This window comes from Chitinophaga lutea (assembly GCF_003813775.1).
Taxonomy (GTDB): domain Bacteria; phylum Bacteroidota; class Bacteroidia; order Chitinophagales; family Chitinophagaceae; genus Chitinophaga; species Chitinophaga lutea.
The window spans coordinates 2,706,838-2,733,576 of the sequence record NZ_RPDH01000001.1 but is presented as its reverse complement, the minus strand read 5'-3'; the positions used below and the strand labels follow the sequence as shown (position 1 = coordinate 2,733,576).

Genomic DNA, 26,739 nt, shown 5'->3' with positions numbered 1-26,739 from the left:
GTTTGTTAGTGTGATCAGTCTTTCACCACCAGCCTGAAACCATTGCCGTGAATGTTCACGATCTCGATGTTGGTATCGTCTTTCAGGTATTTGCGCAGTTTGGCGATATACACGTCCATGCTGCGCCCGTTGAAGTAGGTATCGCTGCCCCAGATCTTTTTAAGGGCCACTTCCCTCGGCAGCAGGTCGTTTTTATGTTCGCAGAGCATGTGCAGCAGCTCGTTTTCTTTCGGAGACAGGGTGTGCGTGGATTCGCCGCCCTTGGTAAGGGTGCGCAGGCGGGAATTGAAGGCGTACTGCCCTATTTTGAATTCGAACTGTTCTTCTTCCTTGCTGTTCAGCTCCTGGTTGCGCTTCAGGATGGCTTTGATCTTGAGCAGCAGCAGCTCGCTGTCGAACGGTTTGGAGATATAATCGTCGGCGCCCAGTTTGTAGCCCTGGATGATATCTTCCTTCATGGTTTTGGCGGACAGGAAAAAGAGCGGGATGTCGGGATCCACGTCGCGGATCTCTTCGGCGAGCTTGAAACCGTCCATATTGGGCATCATGATGTCGAGCAGGCAGATGTCGAACTTGTCGCGGCGGAAGGCGGCGAGCGCCAGGATGCCGTCCCGGCAGAGCTCCACATCATAATCGTTCAGCTCCAGGTAGTTCTTCAGCACCATACCCAGGTTGGTGTCGTCTTCTGCCAGCAATATCTTAGGTTTACGTTCTTCCATATCCAGTTAGTTTTTAAACTGTAACAAATATACTTATCTTTTTTTCACCAGGGCGCTGAGGGGGTGCCGGAGGTTGGCATAATTGATCATGTCCACTTTAATGCTGCCGACGGAAATGGGGCTGTCTATCCGCAGGGGTATCTTGTTCCCGTCGTCGCTCACCCAAACGGTCATCTGTTCCCCGCCCTGGAAGATGGTGCCTTTGATCAGGAGCGGCTTGAACTTGATGGCGCGGAAGGTGCCGTAGCGGGTGTCTACATTTTCCTTGCCTACATAGCGGATATAAATTTCATACACTTCGTCGTCGAGGAACATCGTAAAGGGAATTTTATCCCCGGGCTTATGTTTGGAAAAGTCGATGTTGCGGGCGTAGTAGATGGCGCTGATCACGTCCTGGATGCAGTTGGGCACTTTGAAGGTGCCGTTGGTGCTGGTAGCCTGGCCGGTTTCGCGGTTGAAGCCCACGTTATTGTAGATTTTATAGCCGCCTTCGTTGACGTTGCGGATAAAGCGGATGGGGAGCATGGTGGCGGTATCGATATAACTTTCGTATTTATCGCGCACTTTGAAGAACCAGTCGTAGGTGCGGTAGGTGCGTCCTTCCCCTATTACGTGGTAAGCATCTTTCCCGTTGTATTTTTCCAGTTTGCAGTTGAAGGTGGCTTCGCCGGCGCCGACGAACATGCTGCCCAGGTTATAGAACACTTTCAGGGTCAGCGATTCACCTGCGTTGAAACTGGTATTGGTGATGCCGCAAAAGTCGCTTTGGGCAAATGATCCTCCTGCAATGGTTAACCCGCAAAATAACATCAGAAAATACTTCATCGATCAATCGCTATTTGTCTTGAATATTTTTACGCCCAGCAGCAACAGGCTCCCCATCACGGCCGGCAACACCAGGTTGATCAGCCAAATGGCCACCGTGGCCGCCAGAATGCCCGCTGCGTTTGTACTCAGCAGGCCCAGGAAATGCATGCTAACACTGCCGCGAAGCCCAATTTCAGCAATAGCGATGGTGGGCAGCACAGCCATCACGAGGTAAATCACATTGATCATAAAAAACCCCTGCCACCACACGAAAGACACGCCCAACGCATATAATAAAATCAAATATTGTGCCGAGAACACCGTATACCGCAGGGCGCTCAGGAGCAGCAGCTTCCGCAGTTCCGTGGGGGAATAGCGGGCAATGATCTGGATAAACACTTTGACCTTGCGCAGCCAGGGTATTTTTTCAAACAGGGTTACAATGATCTGTAACCGAAAGTAAAGTATTAGCACGAGGGTGCAAATAACCAGCAGAAAAGCTAACAATAATTTCTCCCTGACGGCCGGTTCGAAATTCCCCCCGCGGGTCATTTCATACTGATTAATATAGTAAATAAAGCCAATCAGCCCAAAAACGATGGTGATGATCAGCTGGGAGAAGCTACCTACGATGGTGGCGGCGATGGCTTTGAGTTTGTTCTTGTTACGCAGGTAAAGGATGCGGCCGCCGTATTCCCCGATACGGTTGGGGGTGTTCACGGAGAGGGACACCCCGCTGAGGATGGCCCCGAAGGCCCGCCGGAAGGGCACTTCTTCGAGCGGCTGCACCAGCAGCTGCCATTTGCGGGCTTCCAGCCCCCAGTTCAGGAACATCATCACCACCACCACCAGCATTAACAGCCAGCCCTTCTCCATGACGGTGGTCTTCATATGCGTCCAGGCCGCCGGAAGGTTCTGCTGATGTAAGATCTGTTGGTAGATAGCGAAGGTTAACCACACACACAGGGCGCCGCCCAGCACATAATTGAGGATTATTTTGGTACTTTTGTTCAGTTGTTCAGATTTTGGCAAAAATAGTCTCCGCTTGGCAAACAATACAAAAATAATTCTCGGCATCGACCCGGGAACGATCATTATGGGGTACGGACTGATCGCCGTTACCGGTAAGCAGGCTGTCATTATCGAAATGGACGTACTGAAGATGAATCCCAAAAAAGACCATTACGAGCGGCTCCAGCTCATCCACCACCGCATGAACGAGCTGATTCACCAGCATAAACCCGCCTGTTGCGCCATCGAGGCCCCCTTTTTCGGGAAAAACGTGCAGAGTATGCTGAAACTGGGCCGCGCCCAGGGAGTGGCCATCGCCACGGCCATGCAGGCCGGGCTCACCGTGGCGGAGTATTCTCCCAAGAAAGTGAAACAGTCCATTACCGGGAACGGTAATGCCAATAAAGAGCAGGTCTGGCAAATGCTCCAGCGCATCCTCCGCTTCGACGAGCAGCCCGAATACCTCGATGCCACCGACGCCCTGGCTGTAGCCGTTTGTCATCATTTCCAGGAAAGCAATCCGCTGGCAGGCATCAGTAAATCAAAAGGATGGGAAAAATTTCTCCAGCAACACCCCGAGCGGGTTTGCAAGCCTTAGCCGCATTTGAACAAATAGAAGCGGGCGGCTGTTTGTTAATTGAGAAAATGTACTTATTTTGAACTAAAATATGGCTGAACTGCTTGCTTGAACCGAAAAAACGCAAATACAATTGTTACTTTAATGGATTTTTATACCTTTTATCACCCCTAATTTTTTCGTAGATGGATACGAAGGCTAGAATACTACTAGTGGAGGATGATTATAACCTGGGTGCTATAACCAAAAAGCGTTTGGAAGAATCCGGATACGAGGTGACGCACTGCTCAGATGGGGACATTGCCTGGAAAACGTTTCAAAAAAGCCTGTATGATATTTGCCTGCTGGATGTGGTTATGCCCAAAAAGAACGGCTTTGAACTGGCCAAACAAATCCGGCAGCGGAACGATCTGATCCCTATACTGTTCCTTACCTCCAAATCCCAGGATGAAGACAAAATCAGCGGATTTAAACACGGCGCGGACGATTACGTAACCAAACCTTTCAGCATGCAGGAGCTGCTGCTGCGGATAGAGGTATTCCTCAAACGCACCAGGCCGCTGAATGCAGACAAACGCACCACGTTTACCGTCGGAAAGACCACTTTCGATTACGGAGAGTTGAAGCTGCTGGACAAAACCGGCAAAGTAAAAGCCAGCCTGACCCAAAAAGAAGCGGACCTGCTGAAATTCTTTTGCGAAAACGCCAACAAGACCCTCAAACGCGAAGAAATCCTTTACCACGTATGGGGAAAAGACGATTACTTCCTGGGCCGCAGCATGGACGTTTTTATCACGAAGATCCGCAAACACTTCCTGGACGACAAAGACGTGAAGCTCGAAACACTTCACGGCATCGGCTTCAAGTTTTATGTCCCGACCTTATAAACCCGACGTTATCTTTTCCTGGATTGCTTTAAATTCTTCCTGCGACAACTTCAGTTTCTGACGTGTAAAATTCAGGTCATCCGCAGAATTGATCGGGATGAGGTGCATATGCGCATGCGGCACTTCCAGCCCCACCACGCTCATACCTACCCGGTTGCAGGGAATCGCCTGCTCGATGGCGCGGGCGATGGGCTTGGCAAACAACAGCCATTCCGCCAGCAACTGGTCGTCCACATCAAAGAACTTGTCGGTCTCCACTTTGGGCACAATAAGCGTGTGGCCCTGTACCAGCGGAAAAATATCCAGGAAGGCGTAAAAATGTTCGTTCTCCGCGATTTTATAGCTGGGTATTTCGCCTTTGATGATTTTTGAAAAGATAGTCATAGCGTGTATTGATTAAGCAGGTCCAACTGCTAAGCTACGCCAATCGGCGTAAAAGAAAAAGGTCTTGCCGGAGCAAAGACCTTTTATCGTAGCTATTACAACTATTTGTGCCCGTTTACACGGTAATGCTTTCAATTTTGAATTTCATGCTGCCATTGGGAGCGTTCACGAGCGCTTCATCGCCCACTTTTTTGCCCAGCAGGCCTTTGCCGATGGGGGAAGTCACCGAGATTTTGCCCTGTTTCAGGTCAGCTTCCTTTTCGGAAACCAGCTGGTAGGTCATTGTTTTTTTGTTGGCCAGGTTGGTGATGGTCACCTTGCACAGCACTGATACCTTCGATGTGTCGATGGAATCCGCTTCCACTACCCTGGCATTGGCAATGACGTTTTCCAGCACGGCAATTTTCGCCTCGTGGAGGCCCTGCGCTTCTTTAGCTGCGTCGTATTCTGCGTTCTCCTTCAAATCCCCTTTTTCACGGGCTTCCGAAATGGCTCTCGCTATCTCGGCCCTCCCTTTCGTTTTGAGCTGCGTAAGCTCGTCTCTCATTTGGTCAAGGGTTTCCTTGGTTACATAATTTACGCCAGACATAACCGTAACGATTTAGTATAAAGAAAAAAAAAATTAACGCCCCCGCTTGCGCAAAGACGTCATTAAGTGTGATCATTGCAAATATAACAAAAATAAAATGCGGCGGAAACTCCCGTTCACATATAAAAAACGCTAATATTCTAAAGATTTTAGCTGCCTGAAAGAAGGCCGCAGTGACCCGTTGCCGCCCCCGGTGGGGGAAAATGCTCCACCTGAACAAATCCCCTAAATCCCCAGCTTCGTCAGTACCACCTGTGCCATTTTGATGCTGGCCTCGTGGGAATAACCGGCAATGTGCGGGGTGAGCACCACACGCGGGTGCTGCAGCAGGAACTGCAGTTGTTCTTTTTCCGCTGCGCTGAAGGTATCGAGCTTTTCATTTTCGAGTACGTCGAGGCAGGCGCCCGCCAGCGTGCCGGCTTCCAGCGCGCCGATCACGTCGGCCGTGCGCACCACCTTCCCCCGGGAAGTATTGATCAGCACCACCGGTTTGGCGAAATTGCCCAAAAAAGCGGCGTTCCCCAGGTGCCGGGTTTCTTCGGTGAGGGGCAGGTGCAGGCTCACGATATCCGCTTCCCGGAAAATGGTGTCCATATCCGATTCTTCCACATATTCATTGCCGTAGCCTTTTTTGTATTTATCGTACGCCAGGATGCGCATGTCGAACCCGCGGAGCTTACGAGCAAAGCTGCTGCCTGTGTGGCCGTAGCCGATGATGGCAATGGTTTTGCCGCCAAGTTCCCAGGCGCGGTTACCATCGCGCTCCCAGATGTACTGCCGCAGCTCCAGGTTGCTTTTCAGCAGGTTGTGCATGAGCATGATCAGCATGCCTGTGGCCTGCTCGCCCACCGTGTCCATATTCCCTTCGGGGCTGCTGGCGCAGTGAATGCCCTTGCTTTCCGCATAAGGCACGTCTATCAGTTCCATCCCGGAGCCCAGGCGGCCTATCCACTCCAGCGCCGGGGCCTGGTCGATCAGCGCCTTATCCACCCTGATACGGGTGGTTACGATGAGGCCTTTGCAGTCGTGAATCACCTCCATCACCCCGTTGTAGGTAATGGACGGTTCGTATTGTACGGTGTATCCCTTTGCTTCCAGTTGATTGATCAGGTATTCGTGAACTTTCGCTGTAATTAAAACTTTCTGGCTCATAACATGTGTTCGGAAAGGGTCACGAAGTCGGCCACAGACAGCTCTTCCGCCCTTTTTGTAAATATTGGTTCCTGTAAAAATGTCTTATCGAAAAACCCTTTCAGCGGGTTGCGCAGCTGTTTCCTGCGCTGCCCGAAGGCCGTTTTCACCAGCAGGTTGAACTTCTTCTCGCTTTTGACCGCCAGCGGAGCCTCCAGCCGGGTGAGGCGGATAACGGCCGACTTCACTTTGGGCGGCGGGTTAAAGCTCTGCTCGTCCACCTCAAAGAGGTATTCCACCCTGTAAAAGCGCTGCAGCAGCACGCTCAGGATGCCGTAGTCCTTATTCCCATGCCCCGCCGCGATGCGCTGCGCCACCTCTTTCTGGAACATCCCCACTACCGCAGGCACCTGCGCCCGCCAGTCGAGCACCCGGAACATGATCTGGGTGGATATGTTGTAGGGGAAGTTGCCGATGATGGAAAATTCCCCGGTGAAAGGGGGCTGCATGTCGAGGAAACTCTCATTGATGAGTTTGCCTTTGATGGCGGGAAAGGTCTTTTCGAGGTACTGCACCTTTTCCGCGTCCAGCTCCACCGCCCGGAAGATGATACCGGGGATCTCGAGCAGGTATTTGGTGATAGCGCCGCCACCCGGCCCCACTTCCAGCAATTGCAGGCCCTCCTCTACGGGCATGGCCTCCACGATCTGCCGGCACATATTTTCGTCTTTGAGAAAATGCTGGCCGAGTGACTTTTTAAGCGTATACATGAAATAGTTTGAAGGGCAAAATTAAGGAATAGTCTCCAGTTTGCCCCTGCACGCCGCAATCTGTCAACAATTCCACGTATATTTGACCGATCATTTTTATCCTAAAAGCGCATGAGTACAGCCATTGCACATACACACCGCCCCGTCATAGGAATTTCGGTGGGAGACCTGAACAGCATCGGAACGGAAATCATCATCAAGACTTTTGCTGACAACCGCATGCTGGAACTCTGTACGCCGGTTATTTTCGCGTCGAACAAAACCATCAACTTCTACCGGAAGCTGCTGAACGAAAACAACTTCAATTACCAGAGTATAAAGGACTTCAGCCGCCTTAACCCCAAGCAGGTGAGTGTTTTCAACTGCTGGGAAGAAGAAGTACAGATCACACCCGGCATCCTCAACGAAATCGGCGGGAAATACGCCGCCCGTTCACTGGCGGTGGCGATCGAATGCCTGAAAGACAAACAGATCGAAGGGCTGGTAACCGCTCCTATCCATAAAAAGAATATCCAGAGCGCCGATTTCAACTTCACCGGCCATACGCCTTACCTGCAGAATGCTTTCCAGAGCAAAGATGTGCTGATGTTCATGACGGCAGACAATATGCGGGTGGGCCTGCTCACCGAGCATGTGCCCGTGGCCGAAATCGCGAAGTTCGTGACCAAGGAGAACATCCTCAGCAAGCTGATGCTGATGAAAGAGAGCCTGGTGAAAGACTTCGGGATCGACAAGCCGCGCATCGCCGTACTCGGCCTGAACCCGCACGCGGGCGACGAAGGCCTCATCGGCGACGAAGAAATCAAACACATCACGCCCGCCATCAAGCAGGCCAAACATAATAACATCCTTGCTTTCGGCCCTTACAGCGCCGACGCATTTTTTGCCCGTGAAATGCACCGCAAATTCGACGGGGTGCTGGCCATGTACCACGATCAGGGCCTGATCCCGTTCAAATCGCTGGCGCAGGGCGAAGGCGTGAACTACACGGCCGGCCTGCCCATCGTGCGCACCTCGCCCGACCACGGCACCGCCTTCGACATTGCCGGTAAAAACACCGCCGACGAAGCCTCGTTCCGCCAGGCGGTATTCACAGCCATCGACATCATCGCCAAACGCAAAACATACGCTGAAAACACACAGAATCCCCTGAAGAAAACGGAGATCGCCTCCGAACGGGGCGCTGTGTAAAACAGGCCAACATAGTCAAATGGCAGCCCCTCATGCGGTGGCTGCCATTTTTTATTGCTCAGATATAGCAGGAAATCATTTCAATAAACCCCTCTCCTTCCCCGTAATAGAGCTCGTTGCGCCCGTTGAGCTTGTATTCCACCTCCTGCATCGATGCCACGCTGACCACATCGCCTTGCAGCGCCGCCACCATACTGAACACCTGCGCCCGGTTATAGAAGTGGATGCCGCCCCCGATAAAGGCTTCCATCATCTGCCGCAGCGGCCGGAACACCGGTAATACGCTCGCCGGCAGGCTGTTTTCCGGCAGCATATAATCCATGATCACCACATTGGTTTTGTTGGGCGTCCGGAAAAACTGCATGATGTTGAGAAAATTGATGTCGGAAATATAATGTATCAGTCCCTCGAATATGATAATGGCGGGTATTTCAGGGTGATACCCCGCATCGCGGAGACGATCCGGCAAATGCAGGGTATCTGTGATATCCGCCTGAATGAAATGTATTTTTTCGCTGGCCGGGTATAACTGTTTTTTGATGCCGATGTGCTCTTCGTCCACTTCAAAAATGGCGCTGACCGCGTGAGGGTATTCTTCCAGCAGGTGAAGCGTCAACGGGTCGAGCCCTGCGCCGAGCATGCACACCTGCACGGGGATATCGTCTGTCAGGTATTCCTGCAGCAGGTACCGGATGTATTTTTTGCGGAATAAAATCGTTTCGGGGAAATGTTTGAACAGCTCTTCCAGCTTCGCCGCCATCGGAGCTACCTCGCTGAGATCGATGCGGCCGATGTAATTATGGGTAAGGCCGCTGCTGAACAGCGGACGTGCAAAATGCAGCACAAGCGCGGCCGTTGGCGCCACTTTAAGTTTGTGTTCCAATACTTCCATCTGCTGTACCTTTAATGGTTTTCGCGGAAGATGAAGTTAGCACAAAGCGCTGCACCGGGTTAACAGTGGCCGCGAATTCACTTTTTTTTGCCTGCGTGCAGATAAGACTGAATGGATTTCACATAATTCTCAAACGCACGTTTGCCTTCGGCCGTGATTTTACAGATCGTTTGCGGGTAGTTGTCTTTAAACTGCTTCGTTACTTCGATGTACGACGCGTCTTTCAGCTTGTTGATCTGCACGCTGAGATTGCCTGCCGTAGCATTCGTTTTTTCCTTCAGCAGCGTGAATTCTGCTTCTTCCTCACTGATCAGTACAGACATAATTGCCAACCGTAACTGAGAATGTAATACCGGGTCCAGCTCTTTAAAATCCATTACATACGATTAAACACAGAAAAATAGTTTACGGGCAGGTGTGCCGCCCGTAAACTAAACATTTTATTTTATCCCCGCAATCAGCATCTTCGTGTAATGCTCGCCCCAGCTGGGCGCGATAGGGCTTTCAGGTTTGAATGCGGCAAACTTCTTCAGCGCCACTTCAAACGTTTCTTTCGCTTTTGTTTTGCTGCCGCCGAAAGCCTCGGGCGTATATAGCAGCGATTGCCCTTCCAGCATGTACACACGCGGATTTTCAGGGTTCAGCTTTTTAGCTTCTTCGAGATGCGCGCCGGACTCGGGCCCATATTTCATACCGCGCGTCATCGGGTCTACGCTGATGCGTGACGTAGCGATCATCGACAGGATGCAGGATATCTCGGAATCTTTTCCCTTCAGCGCCTGCGCTTTTTCGATGCTCAGCAGGGCTTTATCTGCGACCCCGTCTACTTTGTCCTTGTGCTTTGCCATGTACGCCTCGTTCACGCGGCAGTAAGCGGCGTAATAATACGGCAACCACTGTGTTTTCTCCGCTTCCGCAATTCGCTCGAATGTATTGGCGAGCTGCTGCATGCCGGCTTCGCTATAGGTGCTGCTGCTGTCGAGCAGGCCTATCTGCTGTTTCATGGCGCTTTCATATTGCTCGCTCTGAGCATTGGCGGTGATGGCCGCGCCGGCCAGTAAAAGAGAAAGAAGCATTCGTTTCATCAGTTAAAGTTTATTTCGTTAGGGTTGTTGTGTAATTATCGATATCAGCAACCGTGTTCATGCCCGGTTGCATTTGGTCATTGTCTGTCGATCACTTCCTGCCGGCGGTCGATGCCGAAACTCATGAACATGCCCACGAAAAAGAAACGCGGCGCCATCGGGCCTACCATGTTCCTCCGCAGCTTGTCCGACGAATACCGGAAGCCATACTCCTGGTCGTTCCCCAGCACGTTCGACATCGTGAACACGAATACCGTAAAGGCCTTGCCGATGGAGGTGAGGTAATTCACGTTCAGGCTCAGCGTATTCAGGTTACGGGTGCGATCTTTCATGAACTCACTCTCCGGCCGGTTGGGATTGTAATACGGCCTTCCCGTCGCGAACGAATAAGTGGCGCCCACATTCAGCTGGATAGACGGAATGTAATGCTTATACACCAGGGTGGCCGTGTGCTGTGCGGCGAAATCAGGCTGCACTTCGTAAGGATAGTTCAGGTAATCGCGCTTGGTATCGAGGAAAGAATAAGACAGCCAGTAATCCACGTTCTTGATGGATTTACGGTCGCGCCAGAACAGCTCCGCTCCTTTCGCATAGCCGGTACCGTTATTATTCAGGTGCGGTACCGTTTTAACGAGGTCGTGGTATTTTTTATAGAACACTTCCCCGCGCAGGGTGTAGAACTCCGACAGGCGCTGGTAGCTGGCAATGTAATGCGTGGCCCGCATGAAACCCAGGTTGTGCGACATCCGCAGGTATTGCTGCTCGGGCTTCTGATAGAATTCACCATAGGCAAACGCCACCTGGCTCTTATCGTCTAGTTTGTAGGCGAGGGAGGCGCGGGGCGCGATATTGGCGGCTTTCAGCAGCGAGGTGTATTCGTACCGCGTGCCCAGGCGGCCCACGAAGCGGGGCGTGAAATAGATATCCGCTTCCGCGAATGAGCCCGAATAACTGTCTACGTAACTGCCGCGGAAGCTGTTGAATTTGTTCCGCTCATCGGCATACTGGTATTCGGTGCCGAGGCGCAGCATCGAAAAGCGGCCGAGCATCCTGGTCACCATCACCCTGAACTGCGTAAGGTCCTGGCGGGCGTTGACGCGGCTGGGGCTGGGCGATTTGCCTACCGTATCCATGTAGATGCGATCCTGGTTGGTGCTGAAAGACGTTCCCAGGTTGAGTTTCCAGCCTTTGCCCAGACTCTCCTTATAACTGATATTGGTGTAGAGATATTTGTTCTCCAGTTCGAACTCTTCGTTGAACCCCGGGTATTCCAGGCTTTCGCCGCGGAAGCCGAACTTACTCCAGCTGCTGTTCACAAATATCTTGAGCATGCCGTTGCGGGAAGTTTTGAGCCGGTAGTTGGCCGATGCATTCGCGCCCTGCGGAGCGATGGTCGGTTTCTGTTTTTGTTTCACCAGCGCGAAATAAGGCGCCAGGTTGAAATAGTCCACCTCAAAACCGTACGCCTGTTTTTTGTTTTTCGACAGCATGTCTACTCCCACACTGGGGCCCACCGTGCCGAGGCCGAGCGAATAAGACGAACGGTCGGGCAGGTCGGTAGACTCCAGTACCAGTGCAGACGACAGCCCCTGGCCATATTGCGCGGAATAGCCGCCACTGCTGAAAGTGGTGCCTTTAAAGAGGAACGGCGAAAACCTGCCCCGGGCCGCATAGTCGGGCATGCCGCTGGAAAAGGGGTTACGCACCAGCATTCCGTCGATGAACGTTTGCGTTTCATAGCCGGTGCCGCCCCTCACGAACAACCCTTCTTTCTCGCCCACCTGCTGCGCGCCGGGAAGCGTTTTGAGGGCGCTCACGATGTCGGCGTTCGCGCCGGCGGTGGTCACGATGTCGAGCGGCTTCAGTACGGTGTTCTTCTTTTCATCGCTGGCCTCGAAACTGCCCGCCGAAATGGTCACCATCTTCAGTTCGTTGACCGTTTCCTTTAACACCAGGTTGAGACCCTGTGCGGCGGCCAGATCTGTTTTGATTTCCAGCGGGGCGTACCCTGCGAGCGAGGCCGTTACGACCCTTTCGCCTTTGGCGGAGGTGGTAAAGGAGAAGCTGCCGTCGGCCGCGGTGGTCGCTCCATCGTATGTGCCGGCAATCGCAATGTTCACGCCGGGGAGGGGTTTCTTTTTAGCATTGGTGACTTTACCGCTGACGGTCGATTGTGCCTGCATAAGCAGGGGAATGAAGGTAAAGAGGATTAGAATGGGGAATGACCTGAGCATATAGTTAGATTAGGATTGACGAAGCAAAACTAAACTAGTTTATATTATAAACCAAATAATTTTTTTGTAGCTAAGCCTGTTAACCTGTGCCCATGGTCGGTGTCTATCGCATGGTCATTGGCTGAGTGGCTGAAATCGGGAAAACCAACTCTACGTGGTGGGGAAGAATTTTCCCTGGAGTTTGAAAAGGATATATGATATATGTACAGCACCGGCATCGACGTGGGCCCTGGCGAACGCGAGGGCGGTTCAACAGTCGTGCCGGATGGCTTGAATTAAAAAAGGCTGTACCACAAATGATACAGCCTTTTATTATCTAAAGCGATGATTTAACTATGCGAATCTGGGCTTCAGTTCTTCTGCCAGGGCGACCATTTTCTTCAGGCCTTCTTCGGGCAGGTTACCTTTTTTGAACTCGCCGAGTACATCGGGGAGCCTTACTTCCATTTCATGCAGGAAAGCGTCTTCGAAGGCACGGATGTTTTTCACGGGCACTTCGCGCAGCAGGCCATTGGTACCGAGGTAAATAATGGCTACCTGTTTTTCTACGGAGAAGGGAGAGAACTGAGGCTGTTTCAGGATTTCCACGTTACGGGCACCTTTATCCAGTACGGATTTGGTTGCCGCGTCGAGGTCACCGCCGAATTTGGAGAAGGCTTCCATTTCGCGGTACATCGCCTGGTCGAGTTTCAGGGTACCTGATACTTTCTTCATGGATTTGATCTGGGCGTTACCACCTACGCGGCTCACGGAGATACCCACGTTGATAGCGGGGCGGATACCCGCGTTGAACAGGTTGTTTTCCAGGAAGATCTGACCGTCGGTGATGGAGATCACGTTCGTGGGGATGTATGCGGATACGTCACCAGCCTGTGTTTCGATGATGGGCAATGCCGTCAGGGAGCCACCGCCTCTTACGAGGTGTTTGATGGAATCCGGGCAGTCGTTCATCTGCTGTGCGATCTCATCTTTTGCGATGATTTTCGCAGCGCGCTCGAGCAGGCGGCTGTGGAGGTAGAATACGTCACCAGGGTAAGCTTCACGGCCGGGAGGGCGGCGGAGCAGCAGGGACACCTCACGGTAAGCCACGGCCTGTTTGGACAGGTCATCATAGATGATCAGGGCAGGGCGGCCGGTGTCGCGGAAGAATTCACCGATGGCTGCACCGGCGAAGGGAGCGTAGAACTGCAGCGGAGCCGGGTCTGAAGCAGAAGCGGCCACGATGGTGGTGTACGCCAGGGCGCCGTTATCTGCCAGGGTTTTCATCACACCTGCGATGGTGGATGCTTTCTGGCCGATCGCTACGTATATGCAATATACCGGTTTACCGGCGTCATAAAACTCTTTCTGATTGATGATGGCATCCACGCAGATGGCGGTTTTACCCGTCTGGCGGTCACCGATCACCAGCTCACGCTGGCCGCGGCCGATGGGGATCATGGCGTCGATCGCCTTGATACCGGTTTGCAGCGGTTCTTTTACCGGCTCACGGTAGATAACGCCCGGTGCTTTACGCTCCAGGGGCATTTCATACAGTTCCCCGGTGATAGGGCCTTTACCGTCGATCGGTTCGCCCAGGGTGTTTACCACACGGCCTACCATGCCTTCGCCCACTTTGATGGAAGCGATCTGGCCGGTGCGGCGTACGGTGTTACCTTCTTTGATTTCTGTTGAAGCACCCATCAATACCACACCCACGTTATCTTCTTCCAGGTTCAATACGATGGCTTTTACGCCGTTTTCGAATTCAACCAGCTCACCGGAGCGCACGTTGTTCAGTCCGTACACGCGGGCGATACCGTCACCTACAGACAGTACGATGCCCACTTCTTCCAGCTCCGCAGAGGCGTTGAAGTTGCTCAGTTGCTGGCGTAAAATCGCCGAAATTTCATCTGGTTTAATGTCAACCATGTTGTTATGCTTTTTTTAAAGAGTCGTTAAAGTTAGAATAATTATAACGACAACAGCTTTGCGGTTACGCAGCGGCTGCTGTTAAATACTTATCGGATGTCGGACACGTAAATGTTCTTGAGGAACTGCTTTTTGATGTCTTTCAGGTCACGCAGTACGGAAGCGTCGAACAGTTCGTTGCCGGTTTCCAGTACAAAGCCGCCGATCAGGTTTGCATTTACAGCCGTTTCCAGCTCTATTTTGCGGCCTGCGGTGGTTTCCACTTTTTCGCGGATCAGGTTCAGCAGTGCGGGCTCCAGCGGTGTGGCGGAAGTCAGCTTTACATGCGTGATACCTTTCAGGATGTTGTATTGCTGTTCAAAGGCGGCGGTGATTTCCGTCAGTACGCCTTCGCGGCCTTTATTGGCCAGCAGGCGGATGAAGCCGGAGGTCATCGCGCTGATTTTACCATCGAGGATGGCGCCCATGATCTTGATCTTCTTATCGGCTTTGATAACCGGGCTTTTCAGCAGCACGGCCACGTCCGGGTTGGTACGCAGGATAGACTGCAGGAGCAGTATATCGCTGTGCACGGCTTCCAGCTCGTTCCTTTCCACCGCCAGGTCTATCAATGATTTAGCATATCTGCTTGCTAAACGGGGATTTTGCATAATCTTTAATTCAGCCGGTTAATTAGTTCATTTTGATTTCAGAAGCCAGTTGCCTGATGTACGCTTCCTGGTTTTGTTTGTCTGACAGCTCTTTGCGCAGAACTTTCTCCGCCACTTCGATCACCAGCGTGCCTACCTGGTTTTTCACCTCGGTGAGGGCCGCCATTTTCTGGTTTTCGATAGCGATGGAAGCGTCGTGGATGATCTTCTTGGCTTCTGCCTGGGCCTGTGCTTTGGCTTCGCTGATGATCTGGTCCTTGGCGTCTTTCGCTTCTTTCAAAATCTTGCTGCGTTCCGCTTTTGCTTCGGCCAGTACATGTTCATGTTCAGCTTTCATCTGGGCCATTTCTTCTTTTACCCTTTCAGCAGTGGCAATAGAATCGGAAATGGAGTCTTCCCTCTCTTTCAGGGTGGAAAGGATGGGTTTCCAGGCGAATTTCTTCAGGATCAGGAATACGATAATGAAGATCAGCAGTGAAATGGTAAACAAGCCTAATGCAGGTTGCAACAAATCCATATATGTATATTTAAATAGTTGTTATGCTTTTCGAAGTAAAGATTACTGCATCCTTTGCCCTGTGCGCCGGATGCAGTAAAAAGTTTGTTCTTACAGAACTACGGCCAACAGACCAGCGATAACGCCGAACAGGGCAACACCCTCTACCAGCGCCGCAGCAAGAATCATGTTCGCACGGATGTCGTTAGCAGCTTCAGGCTGACGGGCGATGGATTCCAGCGCGCTTTTACCGATGTTACCTACACCGATACCAGCTGCGATAGCAGCGATACCAGCACCGATTGCACCGCCGGCTTGTGCCAGACCAGAAGAAGCAGCTTCAGTAGCCTGCATTAAAACAGATAAAAGTGCCATAATGAAATGTGTATTTGAAATTAAAGATTAAACATTGTTTGATTAATGATGTGCATCATGATGTCCTTCGTGTTCCATGGCCTGGCCGATAAACACGGCGGTCAGGTTGGCGAAGATGAACGCCTGGATGAATGCCACCAGCAGCTCCAGCATCATCATTACGATGTTGAACAGGATGGTGATCGGCAAAAATCCGTAACCGGCCACCTTGTTCAGGGAGCCGAATATGAACACGAGGGAAATAATGCTCAGGATGATGATGTGGCCGGCCAGGATGTTGGCGAACAACCTGATCATCAGCGACACGGGCTTGGTGAACACACCGATCAGCTCCACGGGCGCCAGGATGAACTTCACACCCAACGGTACGGGAGGGTTGAAGATGTGGCCCCAGAAGTGCCTGTTGGTAGATGCCATCATCACTACAAAGCTGATCAGCGCCAGGGCTGCGGTAACGGCGATGTTGCCGGTTACGTTGGCGGAGCCGGGCAGCAGGCCCATCAGGTTGTTGATCAGGATGAAGAAGAAGATAGTCAGGATGAGGGGAACGTATTTGTCGCCTTTTTTACCCGGAATATTGGGTTTCACCACCTCGTCACGCATAAAGATGATCACCGGCTCAATGAGGCTCTGCAGCCCTTTGGGCGCCTGGCGGTGACCGCGGATGCGGTATGCCTTGGCTACATTCAGCATAATCACCACCAGCAGGATAGCCGCGATGATCATAAAGGTGATGTTTTTGGTCATGGACAGATCGTAGATCTTGGCGCCGGTCGGCTGGTCGTTGGCATCCACCGCGATGATGGAACCTTCGGTGTACTGCTTTTTGTCCAGGTGGTGGTGCTCCATGTAGTGCGCATCCAGGAGACGGTACCCATCGTACGCGTCGTGCCCGTGATGGAATTTGGAAGAAGAGAAAACGGACAGGCCACGCTCGGGGTTATAAATAATAACCGGTAAGGGCACGGTCCAGTGTGAATCGCCGATGCTCAAAACGTGCCAGTCGTGCGCATCTTTTACGTGACCAAGAATTACCTCTTTGGCGTTAAAACCTTTCTTTTCGCCTGCGCCTTCAGTGGCATGAGGGTCTGCATTGTCTGAAGCAAATGCACCGGACACGGCCATGGAAAAAACCGTTATCAGGGCTACCAGCTTGTATTTGAACCGATTCAAGGAAATCACAGTTTTCTGAAATTTTGTGCAAAGGTAGGCGATTTTACATTAAATAGTAGTAGCCGGCAAAAAAACTGACGAGGATCATGTGGCGGGCAACGGCTGATGCTTATGCATTGATTATGAATGATATAGTGAAGGGGGTTACTAACCGGGCGGGTAACAGCCACCACCCGAAAGACTACCGCTGTTTACTTATTATTTTTTCTCATCATCTGACAAGTTTCCGGTGCTCGCTGTTGGGCTATCTCAAGATCACCTGTTACGGGAGGAAACATATTAAAAATAATCACACCGTATTCCCCGTTTTCTGGAACTGCATGGTGTACAGCTTGTGGTAATATCCCTCCTGCTTCATCAGTTCCTCGTGGTTCCCCATCTCTCGGATCTCGCCCTTATCGAGCACAATGATCTGGTCGGCCTTGCTGATGGTGCTCAGGCGGTGGGCGATCACAATGGCCGTACGCCCGGCGATCAGTTTGTCGATGGCGTGCTGGATAAGCATTTCGGACTCGGTATCCACGGATGAGGTAGCCTCGTCGAGAATGAGGATGGCAGGGTTGTAGAGCAGTGCGCGGATAAATGAGATCAGCTGCCGCTGGCCCAGCGACAGGGTGCTGCCCCGCTCCATCACGGGATAATCATACCCGCCGGGCAGTTGCAGGATAAAGTCGTGCATGCCGATGAGTTTGGCGGCATGCTCCACCTGCTCACGGCTGATATCGGGGTTACGGAGCGTAATATTATCGTAAATGGACCCGGAAAACAGGAACACGTCCTGCAGCACCACCCCTACCCGACTGCGCAGCTCCGCCAGTTTGTAATCCTGCAGCGGCACGCCGTCGATGGCGATGCGGCCTTTCTGGATTTCGTACAGGCGGTTCAGGATGCTGATAATGGTGGTTTTACCGGAACCAGTATGCCCTACCAGGGCGATGGTCTGACCGGGTTTCGCGTGGAAGCTGATATCCTTCAGCACATACCGCTCGTCTTTATAAGCGAACCATACATGCTCGAAACTGATTTCGCCACGCATATGGCCGGCGGTATGCGTCCCTTTGTCTGCAATGTAATCCTCGCTGTCGAGCACCTTGAACACACGCTCGCTGGCCACCATGCCCATCTGCAGGGTGTTGAACTTGTCTGCCAGGATACGCAGCGGCCGGAACAGCATGTTGAGGTACATGATGAACGCGATCATCACGCCCTGCGTCACTTCATAGTTCAGTACCTTGTTGGCGCCCCACCACACCATCAACCCCAGCGAAATGGCCAGTATGATCTCCACAACTGGGAAAAAGACGGAATAGGCGAAGATGGCGTCGATATTGGCCTTGCGGTGATCCTTGTTAATGTTCCTGAACTTGCCGAACTCCCTGTTTTCCGACGAAAATGCCTGTACCACCAGCATACCGGTGATATGCTCCTGCACGAATGCGTTCAGGGCAGCCACGGCATTGCGCACGCGGTGGAACGATTTGTTCACGCTCTCCTTGAACCAGTAGGTGGCGAGAATCAATACCGGGAATGGCGACAGGCTGATCAGGGTCAGCCGCCAGTCTTCATAAAACATCACACCGAGGATAGCCAGGATCATGAGCAGATCGGCCACGATGGAAATGATGCCTTCGGAAAAAATATCGTTGATGGCTTCAATGTCGTTGATGGTGCGGGTGGTAAGGGTACCGATGGGCGTTCTGTCGAAAAAGGCGAGGTTGAGGCCCACCACCTTCTTGTACACGGCCACGCGCAGGTCTTTGATCACGGATTGCCCCAGCCAGTTGGTGATGTATGAAAAAAAGAACCGCACGGCAGTTTCCAGTATCAGCATGCCGATCTGGAGGATGGTGACGATCACCAGCATCTGCGCCCACTGGTTGGTGATGTATTTGTCGACCGACAGCTGGATCAGATACGGCCTTACGGGCGACAGCAGCGCCAGCATCACCGTGAGAAACATGGATAAATAAAAATAGCGCCGGTACGGTGCCGCAAAGGAAAATACCCGCCTCAGCAAACTGACGTTAAACAATTGCTTTTTCTTTTGAACCTGGTCCATTCCTGTAAATGTAAATGCTTAATCGGAAAACGCAAAAGGGAGAATGCCGGCCGGCTGTTTCTCCCTTTTACTGGTATCTGTTGAATATCTTTTAGTTTTCTTTCATCACCTGGCGGTACGCTTTGATGAAGATGGCGCCGAGGTTTTTATGCGGCGGCACATAGTCGTCGAACAGCGTTTTGCTGCCTGCGTCGCCCGCAAAGCGTTTGGAAAGGCCTACCCACATCTGCACCCAGTCTACATTCTTACCCGCGCGTATTACCTCTTCGAGGCTGCGGATAATGGGCTCGTTCACCCGGTAGGTACCTACCTGTTTGGACGAAATGATGTGCGCTTCGGGCGCTTTTTCCAGCACGGTGGCCAGGTTATGGTAACCGCCACAGGAGCCGAGAATCACGATGCGCGCGGTGCTCTGCAGGTTATCGAGCGTGGTGTTCACGTGGTAACTGTGGCCGCGGTGCACGAATACGGTGGGATGAATGTCTTTTTCATCGAGGTATTCGGCCAGCTTTTCGATGGCGGTTTTGTCTTCCGGCTCTTTCAGCGGGTTATTCGCGTAAATGGTGATGGGTTTGCCTTTGGTGGACGAAATCGTGGTCCAGTAGTTGTTTTTGCTGACCGTCCATTCGCCACCGGGGAAGTTGCCCATGAAACTGCGATAGGAAATCAGGCCGTCTTCATCGCCATAAAAGAATACCTGCTGGTAGATGCGCCCGCTGTCGCTGGGGAGGGTGGCGAACTCCACATAGTTGATGGGCGGCAGCTGCAGTTTGGCGGCCATGTCGGACGCTTTGGAGGAATCCGTTCCGCCGGCATCTTCTGTAAAGATGCTGTTGAGCAGGCCGTAAATGGTGGTGCCTCTTTTATCTTTTTTACCTTCTACGAACACCAGGTTTTTACGCACCTCTGCCCGGAGGAAGTCCAGCAGCTTGGGATCACGGATGGAACCGAACGAGTTGGCCACGTCCACGGCGTCTTCCAGGTCTTCCGTTTTTTCCAGGCTCCGCACGAATTTTACCATCAGGTAGTTCGCATTTTCGGGGTCCATGGATTTCAGGAAATTGTCGAGCGTATTGAAGCCGGCGGCCATGGCGATGAACTTCTTGAAACGGTCGAAGTTCACCAGCATCAGCAGGCTGTCGCCGCGGGGCGGTTTCATCCGGATCATCATCTGGTCGTACAGCCCTGCCTTGGCGGCGTTGGTGTAGCTGGAGGTATACAGTTCTTCCTGGCCGTTTACGATCAGGTAATACAGTTCTTCGGGGGTAAAATCCTTCACTATCCGGAACCTTACGGCCGGCCCTTCTTCGTGCAGGTCGTTGATTTCGCGGATATAGCGGAGAGATTTGGCGTGCATGTTTTCCTGCATCGCTTTCAGGCCCAGGGGCTCCTGGCCGCTGGATTTCCTTTGCTGCAGGGCGATGGCCGCTTTGACCATTTTGCGGAAATAGTTGTCGTCGTTTTCCACGGCGGCTTCCAGTTCCGAAATGGAAGCGCTGCCGTCGAGCAGCTGATCGATGAAGGGCATCAGTTTGGTGGACTGGGAAGAGCGGCCGATCTGTACGATCTGCTGCACCAGCGGGTCCGGGTTGCGGCGGATGGCGCTCGCCGTGGGCGTGTACGAAGTGGCGTAGGTAAGCACCTTGTTCGGGTACTTGCGCGCTACGGCGGCCACGATGGAGTCCGTCACCGGGTAATCGAGATAGGGCCCGAGTTTGGGCATGATATCGTCGAGGTTCTTGAAGGCATATTTGCCCCACATTTCGCCGCGGGCTTCCTTGGAACCGGGATTGTCCTTGAACACTTCCACGAGGCGCTCCCCAGCTTCGAAGCTGAGGTTGCGTACAACGGGATAGATGCTTTTACCGGCGATGTCGGCCAGCATCATGTTGCGGTAGGCCTGCACGATCGACGGCGCTTCGTCTGCCTCGATGCGGCGGAACGAACGTTTGGTGTTATAATCCTTGAGCACCTGCTGCAGGCCGGTGAGGTATTTCACCTTCAGGCGCTGGTCCAGCGCCTCGTTCTGCTCGATCTCCACCTGGATGGCGTCTACCTGTTTCATCAGGGCGTTCGTCACCTGGAGGTTGATCGCTTCATCCTCCGTGGCCTTTACAAAATTGTCGGTTTTACCGTCAAATTTGTCGGCGGCCTGCTGCTCCTTGTCGATGTTATCATGAAAAATCTGTCGCTGTATCGGTATTTTGATCTGCTGTGCGGACACCCATCCGCCGAATACCATGCTTAAAGATATGATTAGTAATGTTTTCTTCATATAAATGAGTTACGCCTACGCTACACTGCAAATTTACTACCAATTATTCCGAATACACAAGCCGGCAGTCCCATTATTCTTAATTCTAATTTAAAAAATACATCATACCAATGCTCTGCGGGCCTTGCTGGCTGTAACCGCGCGCAAATGCGTATCTTGCAGCCGGGTGAGGGCCTGAATTAACAATTACATAATGTTATCATTTCATTAAACGGGAAAGCGCTGTTTAATTTTGTGCCATCTAAAAACCCAAGTTTATGTTGATGGAACCAGCAGTAGCAGTAGGTAAAATTCTTGTAGTGGATGACGAGGCGGATATCCTGGAAATCATAAGTTACAATCTCCGGAGCGCGGGTTATGAAACAGTGACGGCCAAAGACGGCAGCGAAGCCATCCAGAAGGCGAAGATCTTCCGGCCGGATCTGATTATGCTGGACATCATGATGCCCAACAAAAATGGCATCGACACCTGTAAAGAAATCCGTAAACTGCCGGAGTTCAAGGAAACCATGGTGCTTTTCCTCACCGCGCTCAATGACGAGAAGAGCGAGATCGAGGGGCTGAACATGGGGGCAGACGATTACATCGCCAAGCCCATCAAACCCAAACTGCTGGTAAGCCGCATCAACGCCCTTTTCCGCCGCCTCAACAAAGTGGAGGAGCAGCAACTGCACCTGGGCGACCTGGTGATTGACCGCGAAAAATTCACCGTCACCTATAAAGGGGTGGAAATCATCCTTGCCAAGAAAGAATTCGAACTGTTGCAGTTATTGGCCTCCAAGCCGGGCCGCGTATTCCTCCGCAACGAAATCCTCAACCAGGTATGGGGCACCGAAGTGATCGTGGGCGACCGTACCATCGACGTGCATATCCGCAAGATACGCCAGAAGCTGGGCGTAGACCTCATCACCACTGTAAAGGGCGTGGGGTACAAGTTTGAGATGTGATTGTTTGCGTTTCCCGCTTTTCTTCCCTCCTTTTAATTTCTCTCCGGGGCAATGGGGCCCCGCCGGCTATGTGGTATGGCAAGTAAAAAATTTGACTTAATTTCCCGGTATTACAATCATTACTCACTCTGGAGTATGTTTAAAGCAAAAAATCTATCGCCGCAGAAGCTGGCCGGTTTTACGGCGCTTGTGCTGTCTGTTATCATGGGCCTGGGCTGCCTCATCCTCGATGTGGGCCTGAAAGAAACCGGGATAGCCTTTGTGCTGACCTTCCTGGTGGCTTATTACCTGTACCTCTATACCCTGCAGAACTTCATCTACCGCAAAATAAAACTGATCTACAAGTTCATTTACCAGACGAAGGCATCCAAGCGGGAAGACTTTTTCAACAAAAACATCCTGCCCCTCAAAACCATCGACGAAGTAAGCGAGGACGTGGAGAAATGGGCTTCGCAGAAGAAGGAAGAACTGGACAACCTGCGGCGCAATGAGGCGTTCCGGAAGGAGTTCCTGCTCAACCTTTCGCACGAGCTGAAAACGCCCATTTTTGCGGTACAGGGCTACATCCATACGCTGCTCGACGGCGCCATCGACGACCCGGCCGTGAACAAGATGTTCCTGAAAAACGCCACCAAGAACATCGACCGCCTTTGCCGGCTGATCGATGACCTGGACGAGATCTCCAAACTGGAGAGCGGGGAGATGACCATCAACAAGGAACTGTTCGTAATACAGGACCTGGTGAAAGACGTGTTCGACACCCTTTCGCTCAAGGCCAAACAGAAAGAGATCAAATTCAGTATCAAGAAAGGCTGCGAAGCGCCGGTATATGTGTTTGCCGACAAGGAAAAAATACGCCAGGTGCTGATCAACCTCATCGAAAACTCCGTAAAATACGGCAAGCAGGAAGGCCAGACCATCGCCAGCATCTACAATATGGACGGCAAGCGCGTCCTGATCGAAATTTCCGACACCGGCATCGGGATGGCGGAAGAACACCTGCCGCGCGTGTTTGAACGTTTTTACCGCACCGACCGCGCCCGCAGCCGCGACATCGGCGGCACCGGCCTCGGCCTCGCCATCGTGAAACACATCGTGGAAGCGCACGAGCAGACCATCAATGTGCGGAGCAAAGTGGAAGTGGGCTCCACCTTCGGGTTTACGCTGGAACTGGGCAGGGAGAATTAGGCCGATGCAAGGTCGAAAGTTAATGTAACCTTTAGGGACAACCGTCCGTTTTAAGAGTGTTCAACCTTATACTTAACGCTTAAATGCTCTTATGAAACGGATTCCATTACTCGCCGCTATTACGAAAAACAGGCTGGCACTCCTCGTTATAATGACAGCCGCCATGGCATTCGCCGCCTGTAAAAAAGATAAAACAACCACCGACCCCTTAACTACAGGCACCTGGAAAGCGGTTGCCTATATGGGCAGTGCCCAGGAAACACCCATCACTGCAGGTCCGTCACTCACCTTTTCTTCCAATGGCACCTATCAGAGTGCATATGAAAGCAATCCCGGCGGCACCTCCACCGGTACCTGGAAGCGCGCCACTTCATGGCCTTCCGATATACCGGAAGGCGTTTTGGTGCTTGAAACCAAGCAGGAAGGAGCATCCTCCGTTCAGCTGATACTGATTACTTTCCTTAATAAAAACGAGATCATCGTCCGCTATTATATTTCCCCCGAGCTTCGGCCGGTCGTTAGCACCGTGCCGCCGGTTAAATTCAGAAGGGGTTAATTGTCAGAACCGGTATTGCAACCTGGCGGTAAACACATTGTCCGGAATATCGTCCGCAAACTCTTCCAGCGCCGTGGCTTCATTCCACACCCGGTCGAACCAGAAGGTAGCTTTCATGTTTTCGTTGAAATAATACACGTACCCGAACCCGAACGTATCAAAACGGATATCGGCTTTCGAAAGACTGGTCGCCAGCGGACTTCCGATCTGGCGACCTTTTACTTTGGTGTTGGGATCGTACCAGTCGTATTTCAGCACCAGCTGGTGTTTTTCGCTGCCAAGATGCTGGAGGAAGGACAGATAGGCACCGTCGAAGTCGCGGATATAAAGCGGCGCGAATCCCGCAGAACGCAGGGGAACAACGCCCGGCGTCTCGGTATCAAGATGGGTGGCGGTTTGCACCCCGCGGATGTATTCGGCCCGGAACTGGGTGAGGCCCTTTCTGTTAGGGATCACCAGTTGCGCATCGCCGCCGTAATAGTGGCGCGGCGCTATCCTGCCTATGTTGGCGGCCGCAGAATCCCGCCGGAAGGCAGGTTTACCGTCTTCCATTTGGTAAATCTCCGGGGTGAACTGCTCCATGCCGCCGTACAGGATAGAGGCGCCGGCGGAGAGTTTCCAGCCTCCTATCCCCAGTTTCGTGGGTTTCATCGCTACACGGGCAATAAGGTCTTTGTGACTGTCGAAGTCGGCAGGCCCGCTCAGGCCCTGGCCGTTAAACAGACCCACATCCATTTTCAGCCAGTGCAGCGGATGGTCCAGCGCGCGGGGCTCGAAGGTGAGCATGCCCCCCATGTCGCGCTCGCTTCTCATCAGTATTTGCGACATACGGCCCCTTTCCGGCGCCTCCCGGTCGCCGGAGGAAAGGTTCACCTCATAGCCGAACGGACGGGCGAACATACCCATGGTAAGGGCCATGATATCCCACTGCCCGTCGAACACGCGGCCCCAGAAGTCGCGGATGTTCACGCCCCGCTCGGTACCGTCGAACTGGAATACGAACTGCACCGTAGGGAGGTTTCTTTTATTGAAATGCGCGTAGTCGAAACGAACACGGCCGCGACGCAGCATGAAACGGTTGTCTGACTGGCTGCCGAAATCCCCGCCGCTGTAGCTGTCGATGCCTTTGTGAGACGCGTACTGGAACTGGGGCTGCATGTACCCGCTGATGCGCAGGTGGTCGAATTTTTTATAAATGGAAATCATGCCCTTGCCCAGGCTGGTAGAGGTATCGATCATATCCATCAGGAACTGCGCCCGGGCCGTTACCGACATAAACAAACCCAATCCAGCCAACAGTAGTATTCGCGTAATTCTCATTATAAATGCTCAAGTTTCGGGGCAAATTTAAGCATCTAAACAGAATTGTCTCCCCCAATCTGCACCCGGACGGGTACCGCAGACATTAAAAAGCCGCCCTGCGCTTTACGGGGCGGCTTTCAATCCATCTATGGTCAACGTTGTTTTTAGCTGTTCAGCCGGAACACATAAAACCCGGTGATATCTTTCACGGCGGGGTTGGCATCCGATACGAGCTCGATACGGATATTCCCTTCGGTGTACAGGTTCGGGAAATTCAGCGCCTGGTATACCTGCAGCCTCGAGAATGTGGCGCTGCCGGTGTTGGGCAGCCCCGTTCCGAGCGTGCCTTTGTACACCCCATGCTGGTACAGTTTGATCGTAACGCCGGAAGTGGTATGCAGGCTTGTATTCCAGGTCACAGTCAGGGTCTGGTCGTCTTCCACAAGGTGCACGATGTTGTTGGGGGCTTTGGCATCGGGGGAAGTGATCCATTTGTCCATCGGGTTCGACCAGGGATACAGGTACTGCACCGCCGTCACGTCGCCCGCCGAAAAGCCTGCCCAGTTGTTATTCGCGGTGCCGCTTCTCATCACAGAGTTAAAATCGTTCCAGGGGGTACCGGGAATGTGGTTGGCGCCGATGCTGCCTGCACCTTCGTTTTCCCAATCGGCGTGGCGCAGCCCGAGGCAGTGCCCCAGTTCGTGCACCATGTTGTAAACTTTAGAGGCATACGTTACCTGCTGGCCCGGATTGGACGGGTTCGGCTGGAATTCGCGGTTGATCCGGATCCGGTAACCGGGCGTTCCGGTAACGGTAGGCCACTCCGCGGCTGCGATCACGTAATAAGGCAGGGGCTCCGCCGCATCGTTCATAAAGGTGATGGACACGTTGGCATCCACCGCGAACGCGCCATAGTTCACGATGTTGATTTTTGTGCCGGCCACTTCATTCCAGTAGCGGGCCGCATCGAGAATAGCATCGTACCAGGTCCAGTCAACGCCGGCGGAAGATTGATCCTGCCGGATGATGTGAATGGCCACCGCTTCCACGTTGGCGCTGCTCACCACGTTGTTGGTATGCGCCTGGGCGATATCGCCCATCCGGCCCAGCACGGTTGCCTCGTCTGTTTTGGGTTTGCTGAAATACCGGTCCATCAGGCCGATATCGGCGTTTTTCTTGTGGAAATACATGTCTCCGTCTACCGCATAGTACTGCCCCGCATCTTTGATCCGCGCTTCGGGAATGCCATACGATTTCAGTTTCTGTAATACCAGGCCATCGTCTGTGCCGGTGGCTGTTTCGGGCTTCGAGGGAACGTCCTGTTTTTTACAGGCGGCCATGAGGGTAACAATGCACACGAGCAGTGCAATAGGGCGATTCATTGTCTTCATCGGGTTAATTTTTAACAGGGTTAATGGGAAAAAATATCTACCTAATATAGGATGAAACAACAAGGCATTTTTTAATCATGTGTTATGTTAGTATGAAGAAAATGTTACCGACAAAAAAGCGTCCCGGAATAATCCGGGA

General features: G+C 52.4%; 26 protein-coding genes. 6 read left to right on the top strand and 20 right to left on the bottom strand.

Features of this window, described 5'->3' with window-relative positions:
• Positions 1-14: 14 nt before the first annotated feature.
• The 3 genes from EGT74_RS11115 to EGT74_RS11105 are packed head-to-tail and all read right to left on the bottom strand — an operon-like array spanning position 15 to position 2,558.
• A complete protein-coding gene (locus EGT74_RS11115) occupies positions 15-719 on the bottom strand; it encodes a response regulator transcription factor (protein WP_123846570.1) in 705 nt (234 codons plus the stop codon).
• Between the two features lie 33 nt (positions 720-752).
• The gene (locus EGT74_RS11110; protein WP_123846569.1) at positions 753-1,544 is read right to left on the bottom strand and encodes a DUF3108 domain-containing protein; all 792 of its coding nucleotides are present in this window, start codon (positions 1,542-1,544) and stop codon (positions 753-755) included.
• 3 nt (positions 1,545-1,547) lie between these two features.
• Entirely contained in the window at positions 1,548-2,558 is a 1,011-nt protein-coding gene (locus EGT74_RS11105) for a lysylphosphatidylglycerol synthase domain-containing protein (RefSeq protein WP_158618090.1), read from the bottom strand.
• A gap of 13 nt (positions 2,559-2,571) precedes the next feature.
• Here EGT74_RS11105 and ruvC point away from each other — a divergent pair, with 13 nt between their 5' ends.
• Positions 2,572-3,135 carry a crossover junction endodeoxyribonuclease RuvC gene (gene ruvC, locus EGT74_RS11100; RefSeq protein ID WP_123846567.1) on the top strand — a complete coding sequence of 188 codons (564 nt, stop codon included), beginning with the start codon at positions 2,572-2,574 and terminating at the stop codon, positions 3,133-3,135.
• Between the two features lie 164 nt (positions 3,136-3,299).
• Positions 3,300-4,001, top strand: a complete 702-nt coding sequence (locus tag EGT74_RS11095) for a response regulator transcription factor (protein WP_123846566.1) — start codon at positions 3,300-3,302, stop codon at positions 3,999-4,001.
• Here the strand turns inward: EGT74_RS11095 and EGT74_RS11090 are convergent.
• The 4 genes from EGT74_RS11090 to rsmA form a co-directional block, all read right to left on the bottom strand.
• Positions 3,996-4,385, bottom strand: coding sequence for an HIT family protein (locus EGT74_RS11090; protein WP_123846565.1), 390 nt, complete (start codon positions 4,383-4,385; stop codon positions 3,996-3,998). The genes EGT74_RS11095 and EGT74_RS11090 overlap by 6 nt on opposite strands.
• Before the next feature lie 115 nt (positions 4,386-4,500).
• Entirely contained in the window at positions 4,501-4,974 is a 474-nt protein-coding gene (gene greA, locus EGT74_RS11085) for a transcription elongation factor GreA (protein ID WP_123846564.1), read from the bottom strand.
• Positions 4,975-5,199: 225 nt separating this feature from the next.
• The gene (locus EGT74_RS11080) at positions 5,200-6,126 is read right to left on the bottom strand and encodes an NAD(P)-dependent oxidoreductase (protein ID WP_123846563.1); all 927 of its coding nucleotides are present in this window, start codon (positions 6,124-6,126) and stop codon (positions 5,200-5,202) included.
• Positions 6,123-6,875 carry a 16S rRNA (adenine(1518)-N(6)/adenine(1519)-N(6))-dimethyltransferase RsmA gene (rsmA, locus tag EGT74_RS11075; protein ID WP_123846562.1) on the bottom strand — a complete coding sequence of 251 codons (753 nt, stop codon included), beginning with the start codon at positions 6,873-6,875 and terminating at the stop codon, positions 6,123-6,125. Before rsmA ends, EGT74_RS11080 begins: the two co-directional genes overlap by 4 nt.
• Before the next feature lie 111 nt (positions 6,876-6,986).
• Between rsmA and pdxA the strand changes: the two genes are divergently transcribed.
• Positions 6,987-8,066, top strand: a complete 1,080-nt coding sequence (gene pdxA / locus EGT74_RS11070) for a 4-hydroxythreonine-4-phosphate dehydrogenase PdxA (protein WP_123846561.1) — start codon at positions 6,987-6,989, stop codon at positions 8,064-8,066.
• Positions 8,067-8,124: 58 nt separating this feature from the next.
• Here pdxA and EGT74_RS11065 read toward each other — a convergent pair whose 3' ends face one another.
• From EGT74_RS11065 to EGT74_RS11015, 11 genes are all read right to left on the bottom strand, one after another.
• On the bottom strand, positions 8,125-8,958 hold the full coding sequence (locus EGT74_RS11065) for a class I SAM-dependent methyltransferase (protein WP_123846560.1): 834 nt from the start codon (positions 8,956-8,958) through the stop codon (positions 8,125-8,127).
• A 77-nt stretch (positions 8,959-9,035) separates the two neighbouring features.
• The gene (locus tag EGT74_RS11060) at positions 9,036-9,335 is read right to left on the bottom strand and encodes a winged helix-turn-helix domain-containing protein (protein WP_123846559.1); all 300 of its coding nucleotides are present in this window, start codon (positions 9,333-9,335) and stop codon (positions 9,036-9,038) included.
• Positions 9,336-9,398: 63 nt separating this feature from the next.
• The gene (locus EGT74_RS11055) at positions 9,399-10,043 is read right to left on the bottom strand and encodes a tetratricopeptide repeat protein (RefSeq protein ID WP_123846558.1); all 645 of its coding nucleotides are present in this window, start codon (positions 10,041-10,043) and stop codon (positions 9,399-9,401) included.
• Between the two features lie 77 nt (positions 10,044-10,120).
• Positions 10,121-12,277, bottom strand: a complete 2,157-nt coding sequence (locus EGT74_RS11050; protein ID WP_123846557.1) for a TonB-dependent receptor — start codon at positions 12,275-12,277, stop codon at positions 10,121-10,123.
• A gap of 333 nt (positions 12,278-12,610) precedes the next feature.
• Positions 12,611-14,188, bottom strand: coding sequence for a F0F1 ATP synthase subunit alpha (atpA, locus tag EGT74_RS11045; RefSeq protein WP_123846556.1), 1,578 nt, complete (start codon positions 14,186-14,188; stop codon positions 12,611-12,613).
• A gap of 89 nt (positions 14,189-14,277) precedes the next feature.
• Positions 14,278-14,838 (bottom strand): ATP synthase F1 subunit delta, encoded by a 561-nt coding sequence (gene atpH / locus EGT74_RS11040; protein WP_123846555.1) that lies wholly within the window; start codon positions 14,836-14,838, stop codon positions 14,278-14,280.
• Positions 14,839-14,860: 22 nt separating this feature from the next.
• Complete coding sequence (atpF, locus tag EGT74_RS11035; RefSeq protein ID WP_123846554.1) at positions 14,861-15,355, bottom strand: F0F1 ATP synthase subunit B; 495 nt, start codon at positions 15,353-15,355, stop codon at positions 14,861-14,863.
• 90 nt (positions 15,356-15,445) lie between these two features.
• Entirely contained in the window at positions 15,446-15,709 is a 264-nt protein-coding gene (gene atpE / locus EGT74_RS11030) for an ATP synthase F0 subunit C (protein ID WP_123846553.1), read from the bottom strand.
• Positions 15,710-15,751: 42 nt separating this feature from the next.
• Positions 15,752-16,891 carry a F0F1 ATP synthase subunit A gene (atpB, locus tag EGT74_RS11025; RefSeq protein ID WP_394338029.1) on the bottom strand — a complete coding sequence of 380 codons (1,140 nt, stop codon included), beginning with the start codon at positions 16,889-16,891 and terminating at the stop codon, positions 15,752-15,754.
• A gap of 280 nt (positions 16,892-17,171) precedes the next feature.
• Positions 17,172-18,842 carry an ABC transporter ATP-binding protein gene (locus tag EGT74_RS11020; RefSeq protein WP_246008181.1) on the bottom strand — a complete coding sequence of 557 codons (1,671 nt, stop codon included), beginning with the start codon at positions 18,840-18,842 and terminating at the stop codon, positions 17,172-17,174.
• A 190-nt stretch (positions 18,843-19,032) separates the two neighbouring features.
• Entirely contained in the window at positions 19,033-21,216 is a 2,184-nt protein-coding gene (locus EGT74_RS11015; protein WP_123846551.1) for a hypothetical protein, read from the bottom strand.
• Positions 21,217-21,473: 257 nt separating this feature from the next.
• Here EGT74_RS11015 and EGT74_RS11010 point away from each other — a divergent pair, with 257 nt between their 5' ends.
• The 3 genes from EGT74_RS11010 to EGT74_RS11000 all read left to right on the top strand — a co-directional run bounded on the left by EGT74_RS11010 (position 21,474) and on the right by EGT74_RS11000 (position 23,907).
• Positions 21,474-22,163 carry a response regulator transcription factor gene (locus tag EGT74_RS11010; RefSeq protein ID WP_220392841.1) on the top strand — a complete coding sequence of 230 codons (690 nt, stop codon included), beginning with the start codon at positions 21,474-21,476 and terminating at the stop codon, positions 22,161-22,163.
• Positions 22,164-22,298: 135 nt separating this feature from the next.
• Entirely contained in the window at positions 22,299-23,351 is a 1,053-nt protein-coding gene (locus EGT74_RS11005) for a sensor histidine kinase (protein WP_181954739.1), read from the top strand.
• A 91-nt stretch (positions 23,352-23,442) separates the two neighbouring features.
• Positions 23,443-23,907 (top strand): hypothetical protein, encoded by a 465-nt coding sequence (locus EGT74_RS11000; RefSeq protein WP_123846549.1) that lies wholly within the window; start codon positions 23,443-23,445, stop codon positions 23,905-23,907.
• A gap of 3 nt (positions 23,908-23,910) precedes the next feature.
• Here the strand turns inward: EGT74_RS11000 and EGT74_RS10995 are convergent, their stop codons facing one another.
• The gene (locus EGT74_RS10995; RefSeq protein ID WP_220392840.1) at positions 23,911-25,182 is read right to left on the bottom strand and encodes a porin; all 1,272 of its coding nucleotides are present in this window, start codon (positions 25,180-25,182) and stop codon (positions 23,911-23,913) included.
• Positions 25,183-25,373: 191 nt separating this feature from the next.
• On the bottom strand, positions 25,374-26,600 hold the full coding sequence (locus EGT74_RS10990; protein WP_123846548.1) for a M57 family metalloprotease: 1,227 nt from the start codon (positions 26,598-26,600) through the stop codon (positions 25,374-25,376).
• Between the last annotated feature and the right edge of the window lie 139 nt (positions 26,601-26,739).

What these genes read in the sequence shown, in the direction of transcription:
- EGT74_RS11115 (WP_123846570.1), bottom strand. Translation starts at nt 719, where the DNA reads ATGGAAGAACGTAAACCTAAGATATTGCTGGCAGAAGACGACACCAAC.
- EGT74_RS11110 (WP_123846569.1), bottom strand. Translation starts at nt 1,544, where the DNA reads ATGAAGTATTTTCTGATGTTATTTTGCGGGTTAACCATTGCAGGAGGA.
- EGT74_RS11095 (WP_123846566.1), top strand. Translation starts at nt 3,300, where the DNA reads ATGGATACGAAGGCTAGAATACTACTAGTGGAGGATGATTATAACCTG.
- EGT74_RS11090 (WP_123846565.1), bottom strand. Translation starts at nt 4,385, where the DNA reads ATGACTATCTTTTCAAAAATCATCAAAGGCGAAATACCCAGCTATAAA.
- greA (WP_123846564.1), bottom strand. Translation starts at nt 4,974, where the DNA reads ATGTCTGGCGTAAATTATGTAACCAAGGAAACCCTTGACCAAATGAGA.
- EGT74_RS11080 (WP_123846563.1), bottom strand. Translation starts at nt 6,126, where the DNA reads ATGAGCCAGAAAGTTTTAATTACAGCGAAAGTTCACGAATACCTGATC.
- rsmA (WP_123846562.1), bottom strand. Translation starts at nt 6,875, where the DNA reads ATGTATACGCTTAAAAAGTCACTCGGCCAGCATTTTCTCAAAGACGAA.
- pdxA (WP_123846561.1), top strand. Translation starts at nt 6,987, where the DNA reads ATGAGTACAGCCATTGCACATACACACCGCCCCGTCATAGGAATTTCG.
- EGT74_RS11065 (WP_123846560.1), bottom strand. Translation starts at nt 8,958, where the DNA reads ATGGAAGTATTGGAACACAAACTTAAAGTGGCGCCAACGGCCGCGCTT.
- EGT74_RS11060 (WP_123846559.1), bottom strand. Translation starts at nt 9,335, where the DNA reads ATGGATTTTAAAGAGCTGGACCCGGTATTACATTCTCAGTTACGGTTG.
- EGT74_RS11055 (WP_123846558.1), bottom strand. Translation starts at nt 10,043, where the DNA reads ATGAAACGAATGCTTCTTTCTCTTTTACTGGCCGGCGCGGCCATCACC.
- EGT74_RS11050 (WP_123846557.1), bottom strand. Translation starts at nt 12,277, where the DNA reads ATGCTCAGGTCATTCCCCATTCTAATCCTCTTTACCTTCATTCCCCTG.
- atpA (WP_123846556.1), bottom strand. Translation starts at nt 14,188, where the DNA reads ATGGTTGACATTAAACCAGATGAAATTTCGGCGATTTTACGCCAGCAA.
- atpH (WP_123846555.1), bottom strand. Translation starts at nt 14,838, where the DNA reads ATGCAAAATCCCCGTTTAGCAAGCAGATATGCTAAATCATTGATAGAC.
- atpF (WP_123846554.1), bottom strand. Translation starts at nt 15,355, where the DNA reads ATGGATTTGTTGCAACCTGCATTAGGCTTGTTTACCATTTCACTGCTG.
- atpE (WP_123846553.1), bottom strand. Translation starts at nt 15,709, where the DNA reads ATGGCACTTTTATCTGTTTTAATGCAGGCTACTGAAGCTGCTTCTTCT.
- EGT74_RS11020 (WP_246008181.1), bottom strand. Translation starts at nt 18,842, where the DNA reads ATGTTTCTCACGGTGATGCTGGCGCTGCTGTCGCCCGTAAGGCCGTAT.
- EGT74_RS11015 (WP_123846551.1), bottom strand. Translation starts at nt 21,216, where the DNA reads ATGAAGAAAACATTACTAATCATATCTTTAAGCATGGTATTCGGCGGA.
- EGT74_RS11010 (WP_220392841.1), top strand. Translation starts at nt 21,474, where the DNA reads ATGTTGATGGAACCAGCAGTAGCAGTAGGTAAAATTCTTGTAGTGGAT.
- EGT74_RS11005 (WP_181954739.1), top strand. Translation starts at nt 22,299, where the DNA reads ATGTTTAAAGCAAAAAATCTATCGCCGCAGAAGCTGGCCGGTTTTACG.
- EGT74_RS11000 (WP_123846549.1), top strand. Translation starts at nt 23,443, where the DNA reads ATGAAACGGATTCCATTACTCGCCGCTATTACGAAAAACAGGCTGGCA.
- EGT74_RS10995 (WP_220392840.1), bottom strand. Translation starts at nt 25,182, where the DNA reads ATGTCGGTAACGGCCCGGGCGCAGTTCCTGATGGATATGATCGATACC.
- EGT74_RS10990 (WP_123846548.1), bottom strand. Translation starts at nt 26,600, where the DNA reads ATGAAGACAATGAATCGCCCTATTGCACTGCTCGTGTGCATTGTTACC.